Here is a 12,369-nt window from a genome sequence, read left to right as displayed (position 1 = left end):
GACTGGCAGTGGTCCGTCTCCCCCTCGCGAACGAATCGTTCCGTTCGACGGTATCCGTTGCCGACGTGCCGCCGGCAAGAAACTTATCTCGCTCAGTACCTAGCAGGTAGACATGAGTAGCCGACCGGGTGCCGCTGACGAGGGGTTGTGGGACGATACCGACCCCGACGTGGCGCTCCAGCGGTATCGGACGCTCGTCGATACGATCGATGACGGGATTTATCAGCTGGATGCCGGCGGGCGATTCGTCGCTGTCAACGACGCCGTCGTCGAGGTGACCGGTTATCCGCGCGAGGAACTCCTCGGCCAGCACGTCTCGATCGTCCTCGCGGACGAGGACGTCACTGCCATCGAACGAGAGATCGTCGTCCAACTCGCCACCGACGACGACGGGATCCCGACCTTCGAGTTCGCCATTCACACCGCCGACGGTGGCCGCCTCCCGTGTGAACTCCGGATCAATCCCCTCGTCGACGGCGAGGAGTTTCGGGGAACGATCGGAGTCGTGCGAACCCGCTCCGAACCGACCCACCGACTGCGAACGTTCGCGTCGACGGAGGCGTCGTCCGAATCGATCGCGAACGGATTGGACGAGGGCAACATCGGCGTTCTCGTCCTCGATCGCGCGTTCGAGATCGCGTGGGTCGACGAAACGATCGAGGAGTACTTCGACGTCGATCGTCAGGCGATCGTCGGCCGGGACAAACGGACGGTGCTTGAGGAGATCCTGACGGAGCGAGTTGCCGACCCCGGCTCGTTCGCCGACACCGTCCTGGCGGCCTACGACGAGGGTCGGTATCTCGACGGGCTCGAATGTCGACTCGGTGGTGACGGAGACGGGGCGTTCGACGGCCGCTGGCTCGAATATCAGAGCAAACCGATCGAATCGGGTGCGTACGCCGGTGGACGGATCGAGCTCTACGCCGATATCACCGAACGGAAACGGTCCGAAGGAGCCCTCCAGGAGAGCGAGGAGGCGTTCTACTCGCTGGTCGACGCCGTCGAGGAGTACGCGATCTTCCGGCTGGACCGGGACGGCCACGTCATCAGCTGGAACACGGGTGCCGAGCAGATCAAGGGCTACGACCGCACGGAGATACTCGGCGAGGAGTTCTCGACGTTCTACACCGAGGCGGACCGAGCGGCGAACGTTCCCGAACGGAACCTCGAGCGGGCGCTCGAAGCGGGTTCCATCGAGGACGAGGGCTGGCGCGTCAAAAAGGACGGCACGCGGTTCTGGGCGACCGTCACGATCACGGCGGTCCGGGACGACGACGGCACCCATCGGGGCTATCTGAAGGTGACGCGCGACATGACCGACCGCAGGGAGCGTCAGCAGGAACTCGAAAGCGAACTCCAGCGCGTCCTCGGGAGGGTCTCCGACGCGTTCTATGCGGTCGACGATGAGTTTCGATTCACGCACGTCAACGACCGCGCCGAAGACCTCCTCCGGCGCTCGGAGGCGGAACTCCTCGGGAAGCGACTCTGGGACGTGTTTCCCGACCTCGTCGAGACCGACGAGGTCTGGGACGCCTTTCACACGGCCCTGGAAACGCAAGCGCAGACCAGCTTCGAACTCTACTACGACACGCTCGACTTCTGGGTCGAGGCGAACCTCTATCCCTCCGAGACGGGCATCTCGGTCTACTTCCGCGACGTCACCGAGCGCAGAGAGCGCGAACGGGAACTCGAGGAATCCGAGCAGCGCTATCGTACCCTCGCCGAGCACTTCCCGAACGGGATCGTCACTCTGTTCGATCGCGACCTCGAGTACACGCTGGCGGCGGGCAAGGGGTTCGACAACATTCCTATCGAGCCGACGGATCTCGAGGGAGAGGCGGTCCACGACGTCTGGCCCGACGAAACCCTGACGGCGCTCGAACCCGCGTTCGAGGCCGCACTCGCCGGCGAGGAGCGCTCGGTCGAACTCTCCTATGCCGACCGGGAGTGGGTGCTCCACGCGGTCCCGATCACTGACAGCCAGGGGACCGTCTTCGCCGGCGTGACGATGGCCCACGACATCACCGAGCGCAAGGCAAACCAGCGCAAACTCGAGGAGACCGTCGCACAGCTCGAGGCGTCCAACAGGCGGTTAGAACAGTTCGCCTACGCCGCCTCACACGACCTCCAGGAACCGTTGCGAATGGTCTCGAGTTACCTCCAGCTCATCCAACGTCGCTACGTCGACGAACTCGACGAAGAGGGCGAAGAGTTCCTCGAATTCGCCGTCGACGGTGCGGACCGAATGCGAGCGATGATCGAGGGACTGCTCGAGTATTCCCGCGTCGAGACACAGGGCGCACCCCTCGAGCCGGTCGAACTCGATCCCCTCCTCGAGAGCGTTCTGGCGGATTTACAGATCCAGATCGCGGAGACGAACGCCGAGGTTGCGGTCGAATCGCTCCCCCGTGTCAGGGGCGATGCCGATCAGCTGCGTCAGCTCTTCCAGAACCTGCTCTCGAACGCACTCACGTACAGCGGCGACGAACCGCCACGGATCCACATCGACGCCGACCGACGAGGGCGCGAGTGGGAACTCTCCGTTCGGGACGACGGAATCGGGATCGAATCCACCGAGCAAGACCGCGTGTTCGAAGTCTTCCAGCGCCTCCACAGCCGCGAGGAACACCCCGGCACCGGTCTCGGACTCGCGCTGTGTCAGCGGATCGTCGAACGCCACGGCGGCGAGATCCGGATCGACTCGGAGCCCGGCGAGGGGACGACGGTTTCGTTCACGCTGCCCGCAACGGAGACCGACGACGGACCGACGCCGGACTGACGCCGAACACCCGTCGCCGAACTGACGCCACACGCCACCGCGGAGCGAAACCGTGGCCGAGCGACGGTCTCCATCGACGGCGGTCGACTGCTCGAGCGAGCCGACGGGTCCGTCACTCGGCAGTCCCCTCCGTCGCCAGCCCGTCGTCGCCGTGTTCGCGGGTTAGTTCGAGGAACGCGTCCTCCAGACTGCGGGGCCCGCCGGTTTCGGCGCGGGACTTGAGCCGTTCGGGGTCCCCCTCGGCGACGAGCGTTCCGTCGTGGAGGACGCCGATCTCGTCGGCCAGTTCGTCGACGACGGGCAGGATGTGCGTCGAGAGGAAGATCGTCATCTCCCGATCGGCGAGTTCGGCGATGGTGTCCCGCATCGTCCGGGCGGCGCGTGGGTCGAGTCCGCTCGTCGGCTCGTCGAGGAACGCCACGTCGGGTTCGTGCAACACCGCCTGGATGACGCCGACCTTCTGGCGCATCCCTTTCGAGTACTCCTCGATACGCTTGCTGGCGTCCGCGAGCAGGTCGAAGCGCTCGAGCAGCGATTCGATGCGTTCGCTCGCGGCCGTCTCGGGCATATCGCGGAGCCCGGCGGCGTACTCGAGTTGTTCCCGGCCAGTGAGTTCCTCGTAGATCGGCGGCTCCTCGGGTAGGTAGCCGATGTGGGGGGTAACCGACTCCCGCTCCGCGATGGGGTGGCCGGCGACGCGGGCCGATCCGTCGGTCGGGACGGTCAGCGTCGTCAGCATTTTCATCGTGGTCGTCTTCCCCGCGCCGTTGGGACCGAGGAAGCCATAGACCGTGCCGCGCTCGACGGTCATCGTCAGACTCGAGACTGCGGTCGTCTCGCCGTACCGTTTCGTCAGTCCCTCGGTTTCGATAGCGGGGCCGTCGGCAAGGCTCATACAGTTCCGTTCGTGGCAAGCGACGTAAACCTCGGCCATCCCCGTCGTCGCTGCGGGCGTGGGCTCGTCCGATCGATCGGATGCGGACAATGCCAATTATTTACTACCGCCGTGACACGATTGTACCCATGAACCCCGTCCGCTCTTGCTCTCCACGGCTGACCCGAGGTGTTCGCTGATGGGACGCGGTCGTCCGTCACTCGCCGTCACCGGAACGGAGTTCCGACGAACGGTTCGCGCAGTCAGCGGGAACCGGACGAAGCTCCTCCTGATGACGGCGGTCGCGATTGTCGCACTCGGTCCGATTACGGCCGTCGGGCTGCTCTTTCTGCCGACGCTGGGTGAGGAAGCCGCCGCCGGAACGCTTTCCTCGAGCGAGGCTACGATGGCGACGGAACTCGTGACCGGTGGCGTCGCGGTTCTGTGGGTCGCGCTGGTCGGGATGACGGTCATGCGGACGATCACGACGGTCGCCGATCTCGACGAGCCGGCCTTCCTCCTCCTGTCGGCGTCCGTTCGGAACACCGTCGTCGGCGTCGTCGGCGCGGAAATCGCACTCGTTGCGGTCTGGACGCTCCCCCCAGTGGTACTGCTCGCGGCCGCGTTCGCGTTCGGTGCGGGAACGGTGCTTCCGGTCGTCACCGCGCCGCTGGTGCTCGGTTTCGTCCTGCTCACCGCCGTTCCCGTCGGGTTCGCCGCCGGTATCTGGATCCGGCACGTGATAACCGCCTACGAGCCGATCGCGCGGTACCGAACGCTGCTGTTCGCCGGGTTCTGGCTCGTCTACTTCGGCGTGATCGCGACGGGTGAACTCGACGCAGTCACGAGTACGCTGTTCGCTCGGTTGCAAACCAGTCCGTTCGGATGGCCCGGCCACCTGTTGCTGCTCGGGATTCCCGGCATCGAACCATCGGTGACCGGGATCGGCGGGACGGTCGTCGGGTCGGCACTCGGTATCGCGCTCGCGCTCGCCGTCGCTATCGCCGGTGCGAGAACCCACTGGTTCGCGGATCCGGCCCGTCCCGACGACGAGGTCGACGCGGAGACGTCGTCGGACCGCCTCGAGGGGCTCCTCTCGGGACCGATCTCGCGACCGGTCCGAACGGTGACGGTAACCGCCATCCGCCGGACGAAACGATCGCCGATCCGGCTGGCCTACGCCGGCTATCCGCTCCTGGGCATCCTCGGGTTCGTCCAGCAAATCATCGAGGCGGGGACGATTCCGCCGTACATAGCCCTCCTGTTTGCACTCTACGTCGTCTGGGCGGCCGGCGTGTTGTTCACGCTCAACCCCCTCGGCGACCTCGGCCCCGGCCTCCCCGCCGTCCTGACCTCGACGCTCACCGGTCGGCAAGCGATTCGTGGACGAATCATCGCCGGCGCACTCGTCAGCGTCCCCCTCGCACTCCTCGTCTCGCTCGCCGTCGGGCTCGTCAGTCCGCTCTCGCTCGAGCGAACGGCCGCGTTAGTCGCCGGAACCGTCGTCGGCGCGGTCGTCACGCCGGCGCTGGCGACCGGGATCGGCTCGGCGTTTCCCCGCTTTGGGAGCGTCTCCGTGACCAACAACCGCGAGGCGGTGATGCCGAGCAAGACGGCGTTTTTCGTCTACACGCTCGCGATCGCACTCCCCACGGTCGCCGCCGTCGTGATATACCTCAAGGCCCCGGAACTGATCGCTAACGCGCTCACGTCGGTCGCGGCGTGGGCACCAACACCCGCGCTATCGATCTCCGCCCGCTCGATCTCGATCGGTGCCTGGACCGTCCTGATCGGCGGGCTGGTCGCCCCCCTGGTCTCCTATCGCTACGCGATCGAACGGTTCGACTGGTACGTCCTCGAGTAAGGGGGTCACCAACCGGGGACCCGCCGAGCGAACGAACGGCCACGAGATACTGGAAAGCGCGATACAATCGAACGCGGCCGTCTCAGGTGCTCACTCGTCGCCTTCGACGCCCGTCACGTCGAAGCCCAGGTCTCGAATGCCCTCGAGGATCGCCTCGTGATCGGCGCTCGCCTCGTAGTAGATGACGATGTCGAAACTCCCCTCGCGAAGCAGTTGCTGACACTCCCAAACGAATTCCTCGTCCTCGAGGGTCAGCCCCTGGTGCTGGTTCGAGGAGAAGTCGGAGTCGTCGTTGCCCGAGTAGACGTAACAGTCTCCCGGATCGTACCCCGAGTGTTCGGCGATGATGTCGCCGACGTCGATCGTCGCCTGCATCATCTTGACGTCTTCCTGGCCGTCGTAGTCGGTGTGGACGACCGCCCCGTTGAGGGCGATGTCGCCGGGCTCAAGCAGTGCCTTCGTCCGCTGGTAGAGGTCGTCGTCGATCGTGTCTGGCATTACGGTCGCGTTCGCAGTCGGGACGGATAGCCGTCACGATTCCCCCGTTGGGCCCCCAGCGGGAGACGGCGTTCGATTCTCACTGTCGACGGCTGTCACACAAGACACATAGTCGTCGGTGACCTTCCCCGAAACAATGAAGCGGTGGCTTCGTCAGCGCGTCGATGCGGCCTACGAGCGGCTCCTCTCCAGGGAAGTCTCCGGCGCACCGACCCACGTCGCGGTGATCCAGGACGGCAACCGTCGGTACGCGCGCAATCAAGGCGGCGACGCACACGACGGTCACCGTGCGGGTGCCGAGACGACCGAACACGTCCTCGAGTGGTGTCAGGATATCGGCGTCGAGGAACTGACGTTGTACACGTTCTCGACCGAGAACTTCGAGCGGCCCGCCGAGGAGAACGAGCCCCTGTTCGATCTCCTCTGTGAGAAACTCCGGGAGTTCGCCGAGGCCGACCGCGTCCACGACAACGAGGTTCGCATTCGGACCCTCGGCGATACCGATCAGCTCCCCGAACGGGTCCGCGAGGCCGTCGCCTACGCCGAGGAACGGACCCGCGGCTACGACCGGTTCGTGCTCAACATCGCGCTCGCCTACGGCGGTCGTGCACAGCTCCTCGAGGCCGCCCGCGGGGTCGCCGAGGGCGTCGATGCGGGCGAACTCGAGCCGAGCGAGATCGACGTCGAGGACATCGAACGGCGGCTGTACGACCGGCCCGTCCGGGACGTCGACCTGATCATCCGAACCGGCGGTGACGAGCGCACGTCGAACTTCCTCCCCTGGCACGCCAACGGTAACGAGGCGGCCGTTTTCTTCTGTGCGCCCTACTGGCCCGAGTTCTCGAAGGCCGACTTTCTCCGGGGGATCCGGACTTACGAGCACCGCCAGGAGTCCTGGCGGCGGACCCGCGCTCGACGCGCGCTGGCTCTGCTCGGTGCCCTCAGCGAGCCGGAACTCGCCGAAGCCCGCTCGATCGTCGACCGGTTTCGCGACTCGCTGCCCTCCGCCGAACGACCCGATTCGGGTGAGCTCGAGGCGGGAGAGCTCGAGACCGGCGACTCGAGCAGCCGGATCGCCGACTAATTTCGGCCGAGATACCATAGCATTCTAAACGGTTCGGCGCGGTCTGCGAGACATGCGTCGCCTCGCCGTCCGTCTCCTGTTCGGTGTCGCGGTACTCTGTGGGATCGTCGCCGGGTCCGCGGCCGGGACGACTGTCCGTCCCGATCCAGCCGACGGGAACGTGACGATGTATCGTGCACACGACGGCGTCGACCTCGAGAACGTCTCCGACGTCCGAGCGGGAATCGAGAACGCCTCGCGGCTCGTCGTGAACGAAACGCTGGTGGTCGAAATCGAGTCCGACCGGTTGGCCGCCGAACTCGAGGCCGAAAACGCTTCTCCGACGGCGGCCCTCTTCGACTCGAGCGGAACGGATCCCACCGACCGGGACGTCGTTCTCGAGTGGTCCGGTCCACCGGGATTGCAACGGAACAACGTCCCCCTCGGTCCCGAGAATACGACCGTTCATCGGCACGGAAACGAGACCTACGTGGTCGTCGATACCCGGTCCGTCGATCCGGAGAAGGGGTCGTTCTCGGACATACCGTCGTATTCCATTCGGGTGGGCTCTGGAGCAGAGGCCCTCGAGTGGCACGGGCAGAGCGTTCGGTTTTACCGGCACGCAGTCGAGGTGAGGGGGCTGTCCGACGGCGAACCGCTTCCGGCCGAACCGATCCGGCGACGCGTCGAGGTGCACGTCGGCTCGACCGACGACCTTGAGGCGCGTCTCGAACTCGAGGACGGCGGGACACGGACTGAGGGCATCGAACCAGCCGAAAGGGACGGTGAATTCGCGTTCGATCTCAGCGACGTCGATCACGGCACGGCATACACGCTCGAGGTGCGTCGCGCCGGCGAGACGGCTCGGACGATACGGGGTACGGTTCTGCAACCACATGCTCGGCTCGAGGTACGAGACGCGAACGCGACGACGAACGCGTCCTATCGAAACGCCTCGAAGGCGATCAACGCGACCGTTACACTCGCCAACGGCGGGGCGGTCAGGATACTGGACCCGACCGCCGATTCGACCTACGACAGGGAAGCTATCAGTCCGAACGAGACGCACAACGTGACGCTTTCGTTAGTTACGTCCGATGGTGTGGTCAGTCCCGCTGCCGAGGCGGAAGTTCACGTGTACCTCGATCGCGAATCGGACGCGTTCGAACCACACTATCCGAACGGATCGCCGGCAGCAGTCGTCCACGAGAACGGATCAGTGACCCAGTACGCTGCAGACTTCGAGGCACCGACTGCAGACGTCGTCGACGATCCGTCGGAAACCGAGCGTCCAACGGCGGACGAGAACGAGTCCGCGACGGAGCCGTCGGAAACCGAACACACGACCTCGAATACCACCCACCCTACCGACGAACCGTCAGACGAGGACGTCGTCCCCGGATTCACTGCAGCCGTCGCTGTGGCCGTTCTCCTCCCTTTCACGCGCCAGATCGGTCGTCGCACCTGACACCCACCCACGACGTAGCCGTGGGCTTTCGCCTCGAAACCCTGTCCTCCCTAGCGACCGAACCGCCGCGATCGGTTGCAGTACTCCCGGACCGCCCGCAGGAAGTCCCGCTTGCGGAAATTCCGCCAGTTGACGTCCGTGAAGTACAGTTCCGAGTAGACCGACTGCCAGATCATGAAATCCGAGAGCCGTTCCGCACCGGTCTTGATCACCAGGTCCGGCTCCGACGGGAACACGAGATGGTCCTCGACCTGTTCGTCGTCGATCTCGGCGGGCTCGAGTTCGCCCGCGTCGACGCGCTCGGCGAGCGTCCGGACCGCACTGGTGAACTCGTGTTTCCCGCCGAGACCGATCCCGATCCGGATCGGCGCGTCGGCCCGTGCGTCGTCTTCCGGCCCGCGGACGGCGACCGGCCGCGGCGCGTCGATCGTCTCGAGTTCGCGCTGTAAGGGCGGTACCGCCGCCGCGTCGAGGACGCTCACGTAGACCGTTATCTGCGTGGCGTACTCGGTCGCCCACTCGAAGAACTCCGTGAGCGTTTCGTAGGCGCCCCGCTCCAACAGGTCCCGTTCGGTGATCACGAGCGCGATGTGATCCGGCGGCACCCCCTCGTGGCGGCGGATCCGGAGGGCGAGATAGCGTTCGTACAGTCCCACGCTCGAGAGTTCCCCGGCCGGTGACATACCGGTTACGGGTTGCGTTCACCGAGCACCCGAACGGACTCGGTCAGCATCGTCTGTAGAAGACGACGGATACCGTTTCAGCCCACTGAAACCAACGAAAACCGGCTCACGCCGGGTTCACGAACCTTCAAGTGAACGCCACAGAAAGGGATCGATATCGTGACAGCACCCGTTCGGCGAGCCGGCGTGTTCGCGGCCCTCTGTACGCTCTCGCTCGCCGTTCCGCTCTTCGGTCCGCGGGTGGGGGCCGCCGTCGCGGGGGTCGTCCTGCTCGGGGCCTACGTGATCACCGACGGCCCGCTGTTCGAGCTGCTCGCCTATCCGGGCGATTACGAGGATTTCCGTCTCTATGGCCTCATCACGTTCGTCCTCTCGGGAGTCGCACTCGGCCTCATGGCGACCGCGGCGTCGATGCCCGTCGCCGTCTTCGTCGGGACGATACTGCTCGTCGGATACGGGAACCTCGGCGAGCAACTCGTCAGACTGCGGACGGAGAACGCGGTCGTTCGCGTGGCCAGCTTCTGTCTCGCGGCGATCGCGGCCGCCGTCGCCGGACAGGCGATCACGTACTCGCTTGCCGGCGACGCCGTCACATCGCTCCTCCCGGTGCTCCTCTTTCTGGCGGCCAGTGGCGCGCTTCTCGCCGCACTCCTCCGCGACGTCCTGTTACGTTCTGACGACCCGATCGTCGTCCTCTCCGTCGGGCTCTTGCTCTGGCTCCTCGCGGAACTCGAGGCGACGATCGGCACCGGCGAGGTCGTCGTCGCGATCGCGGTGACGGTCGCCTTCGGCTATGCGTCGTACGCCCTCGAGACGGCCTCTATCGCGGGGATGCTCACCGGGGTGTTGTTGGGACTGTTGACGATCGTCCTCGGGGGCTACGAGTGGTTCGCGGTCCTCATCTCCTTTTTCGCGATCGGTGGCCTCTCGACGAAGTTTCGCTACGACCGAAAGCAGGCGCTGGGCGTCGCCGAGGACAACAACGGCGCACGCGGCAGCGGCAACGTCCTCGGGAACGCGGCCGTCGCGCTCGCCGCAGTGCTCGGCTACGCCGCCAGCGATGCCGGACTCCTCCTCGGGGAGCCCGAACTGTTCCTCTTCGTCTTCGCCGGCTCGATCGCGACCGCGATGAGCGACACGCTCTCCAGCGAGATCGGCAGCGTCTTCGACCGGCCGCGACTGATCACGACCCTCGAGCAGGTCGAGCCCGGAACCGACGGTGGCGTCACGTGGCAGGGCGAACTCGCCGGTCTCGTGGGTGCCACCATCGTCGCCGGCCTCGCGTACGGGCTGTTCCCCGAAGTCGACGCCGTCGGGGCCGCGGTCGTCGTCGCCGCCGGCGTCGTCGGGATGACCGTCGATAGTCTCCTGGGCGCGACCCTCGAGGGCACCCTGTTGGGCAATCAGGGCGTGAACTTCCTCGCGACGCTGTCCGGTGCGCTCGTCTGTGCGCTGCTGGTGCTGTCGTTTGCCCTCCTCGGATAGGGAGCCGAGGCAGCGGAGAGTGGCGGCCGCGCGATCGCTTAGACCTGTTCGGGCAGCCAGCCGCCGTCGACCTCGATGTTCTCCACCCACCTTTTTACTGCGTCGGGCTTCTCGCTTCGCGCGGCGCGATGCGCCGCGCACTGCTCGAAACCCGCTCCTTGCAAAAATCTGGACCAAAAACTACCCGCGGCGCGACGCGCCGCGGTTCGATCGAGTCACACGTCTTCGGGCAGCCAGCCGCCGTCGACTTCGATGTTCTCACCGCTGACGTACTCGCTGTCCGGATCGAGAAAGAAGTACAGCGGCGCGATCAGATCCTCGAAGCTCGCGGGCCGGTCGCGGGGGAGCTCCTCGGGGAACTCGTCGGAGTTCTCCACGACGTACGGCGAGATCGCGTTGACGGTGATGCCGTCGTTCTGCGTGTCGGCCGCGAGCATGCGCGTGAACATCAACACGCCCTTCTTCGCGACGAAGTACGGGAAGTTCTTCGGGCTGACGAGCCCCTGTTCGCTCGAGGCGTAGCCGACGTTGACGATCCGGCCGTAGCCGCGCTCTCGCATCCCGGGGAGGGCCCGCTTCGAACAGAGGTAGGTGCCGTTGAGGTTCGTCTCGAGGACCCGGTTCCAGGTCTCGAACGCGATGTCGTCCCAGCGAGCGGGCGCGAAGTCGCCGACGTTGTTGACCAGGACGTCGACGCTCCCGAGCTCGGCCTCGACGCCGGCAAAGAGGCCGTCGACGCCCTCGGGATCGGTGACGTCCCCCTGGATCGTCATCGCGTCGGCGGCACCGCGCTCGAGGGCCTCGGCGGCCACCTCGCTGGCTGCGTCGGCGCTGGTGTGGTAGTGAACTGCCGTCCGCGCGCCACAATCGGCCGTCGAAAGCAGGAGTTCACGACCCACGCCCCTCGCACTGCCCGTCACCAGTACCGTCCGGTCCGAGAGCGCCGGTTCGTCCATGGATCCGTTCAGGTCGACTGTGTCGAAAAACCATTCGGAACTGAACCACGGTGGTCCGTTTTCAACGCACATATTTACGACAGTCCGTGTGAATAGTTTCTATCATGACGCTGGATACTGTGTTGCTGGCCGTCGGCCCCCACGACGCCGACCGAAGCGAGCACCTGGCCGAAGCGGTCCTCGAGGTAGCGAGCCCAGCCGACGCGACCGTCGTTCTCGCACACGTCTTCACCGACGGCGAGTACGACGACGTACTCGACCGCCTCGAGTTCGGCGAGAGCGCCGGGGAGGTCGATCCCGACAACGTCGCCGCGCGACATTCGACGATTCAGGACCTTCAGAGGGTCCTCGAGGAACACGACGTCGATTACGAGATTCGGGGTGCCGTCGGCGAACACGGGCCGTCGATCGTCGAGCTGGCGACGAGCACCGGCGCAGACCGGGTCGTCGTCGGCGGCCGACGCCGGTCGCCGACCGGCAAAGCCGTCTTCGGCTCGACCGCCCAGGAAGTGCTGTTGTCTGCCCCCTGTCCCGTCACGTTCGTCCGACACGACGACTAGTGGCGGTCCACGCCTGCACTGCAGGGTCGAATCGGACCATGCCGCCGGATTCGACCCTGCAGTCGACGGGTGGAACGGAACTATAGTCGCCACTGAAAGTCACTGCACACCTCATCGCACGACGACGTTGCGATGAACG

10 protein-coding genes are annotated in these 12,369 nt (G+C 65.7%); 6 read left to right on the top strand and 4 right to left on the bottom strand.

What is annotated here, in order from left to right:
• Window positions 1–112: 112 nt before the first annotated feature.
• Complete coding sequence (locus tag CP557_RS12550; protein ID WP_097380220.1) at window positions 113–2,779, top strand: PAS domain S-box protein; 2,667 nt, start codon at window positions 113–115, stop codon at window positions 2,777–2,779.
• A 112-nt stretch (window positions 2,780–2,891) separates the two neighbouring features.
• Here the strand turns inward: CP557_RS12550 and CP557_RS12545 are convergent, their stop codons facing one another.
• Window positions 2,892–3,674: an ABC transporter ATP-binding protein gene (locus CP557_RS12545; RefSeq protein WP_097381632.1), complete on the bottom strand. Its 783-nt coding sequence runs from the start codon at window positions 3,672–3,674 to the stop codon at window positions 2,892–2,894.
• Window positions 3,675–3,852: 178 nt separating this feature from the next.
• Between CP557_RS12545 and CP557_RS12540 the strand changes: the two genes are divergently transcribed.
• Entirely contained in the window at window positions 3,853–5,517 is a 1,665-nt protein-coding gene (locus tag CP557_RS12540) for a hypothetical protein (protein ID WP_097380219.1), read from the top strand.
• Between the two features lie 90 nt (window positions 5,518–5,607).
• On the opposite strand, the gene CP557_RS12535 is transcribed toward CP557_RS12540, so the two are convergent.
• Window positions 5,608–6,015 (bottom strand): DUF5778 family protein, encoded by a 408-nt coding sequence (locus tag CP557_RS12535; RefSeq protein WP_097380218.1) that lies wholly within the window; start codon window positions 6,013–6,015, stop codon window positions 5,608–5,610.
• A gap of 136 nt (window positions 6,016–6,151) precedes the next feature.
• Here CP557_RS12535 and uppS point away from each other — a divergent pair, with 136 nt between their 5' ends.
• Both uppS and CP557_RS12525 read left to right on the top strand, forming a co-directional pair.
• A complete protein-coding gene (gene uppS / locus CP557_RS12530) occupies window positions 6,152–7,099 on the top strand; it encodes a polyprenyl diphosphate synthase (RefSeq protein WP_097380217.1) in 948 nt (315 codons plus the stop codon).
• A 52-nt stretch (window positions 7,100–7,151) separates the two neighbouring features.
• A complete protein-coding gene (locus CP557_RS12525) occupies window positions 7,152–8,546 on the top strand; it encodes a hypothetical protein (protein ID WP_097380216.1) in 1,395 nt (464 codons plus the stop codon).
• Between the two features lie 50 nt (window positions 8,547–8,596).
• Here CP557_RS12525 and CP557_RS12520 read toward each other — a convergent pair whose 3' ends face one another.
• Entirely contained in the window at window positions 8,597–9,202 is a 606-nt protein-coding gene (locus tag CP557_RS12520; RefSeq protein ID WP_097381631.1) for an undecaprenyl diphosphate synthase family protein, read from the bottom strand.
• 186 nt (window positions 9,203–9,388) lie between these two features.
• Between CP557_RS12520 and CP557_RS12515 the strand changes: the two genes are divergently transcribed.
• Window positions 9,389–10,714, top strand: a complete 1,326-nt coding sequence (locus tag CP557_RS12515; protein WP_097380215.1) for a DUF92 domain-containing protein — start codon at window positions 9,389–9,391, stop codon at window positions 10,712–10,714.
• A gap of 215 nt (window positions 10,715–10,929) precedes the next feature.
• Here the strand turns inward: CP557_RS12515 and CP557_RS12510 are convergent, their stop codons facing one another.
• A complete protein-coding gene (locus tag CP557_RS12510) occupies window positions 10,930–11,670 on the bottom strand; it encodes an SDR family NAD(P)-dependent oxidoreductase (protein ID WP_097380214.1) in 741 nt (246 codons plus the stop codon).
• Between the two features lie 104 nt (window positions 11,671–11,774).
• Between CP557_RS12510 and CP557_RS12505 the strand changes: the two genes are divergently transcribed.
• Window positions 11,775–12,230, top strand: a complete 456-nt coding sequence (locus tag CP557_RS12505) for a universal stress protein (RefSeq protein ID WP_097380213.1) — start codon at window positions 11,775–11,777, stop codon at window positions 12,228–12,230.
• Window positions 12,231–12,369: the final 139 nt, after the last annotated feature.

It is taken from the genome of Natrinema ejinorense (genome assembly GCF_002494345.1).
Classification (GTDB): domain Archaea; phylum Halobacteriota; class Halobacteria; order Halobacteriales; family Natrialbaceae; genus Natrinema; species Natrinema longum.
This window is presented reverse-complemented; position numbering and strand designations above follow the sequence as displayed.

Excerpts from the sequence above, each read along its gene's own strand:
- CP557_RS12505 (WP_097380213.1), top strand. The coding sequence starts at position 11,775 with ATGACGCTGGATACTGTGTTGCTGGCCGTCGGCCCCCACGACGCCGAC.
- CP557_RS12535 (WP_097380218.1), bottom strand. The coding sequence starts at position 6,015 with ATGCCAGACACGATCGACGACGACCTCTACCAGCGGACGAAGGCACTG.
- uppS (WP_097380217.1), top strand. The coding sequence starts at position 6,152 with ATGAAGCGGTGGCTTCGTCAGCGCGTCGATGCGGCCTACGAGCGGCTC.
- CP557_RS12545 (WP_097381632.1), bottom strand. The coding sequence starts at position 3,674 with ATGAGCCTTGCCGACGGCCCCGCTATCGAAACCGAGGGACTGACGAAA.
- CP557_RS12510 (WP_097380214.1), bottom strand. The coding sequence starts at position 11,670 with ATGGACGAACCGGCGCTCTCGGACCGGACGGTACTGGTGACGGGCAGT.
- CP557_RS12525 (WP_097380216.1), top strand. The coding sequence starts at position 7,152 with ATGCGTCGCCTCGCCGTCCGTCTCCTGTTCGGTGTCGCGGTACTCTGT.
- CP557_RS12540 (WP_097380219.1), top strand. The coding sequence starts at position 3,853 with ATGGGACGCGGTCGTCCGTCACTCGCCGTCACCGGAACGGAGTTCCGA.
- CP557_RS12550 (WP_097380220.1), top strand. The coding sequence starts at position 113 with ATGAGTAGCCGACCGGGTGCCGCTGACGAGGGGTTGTGGGACGATACC.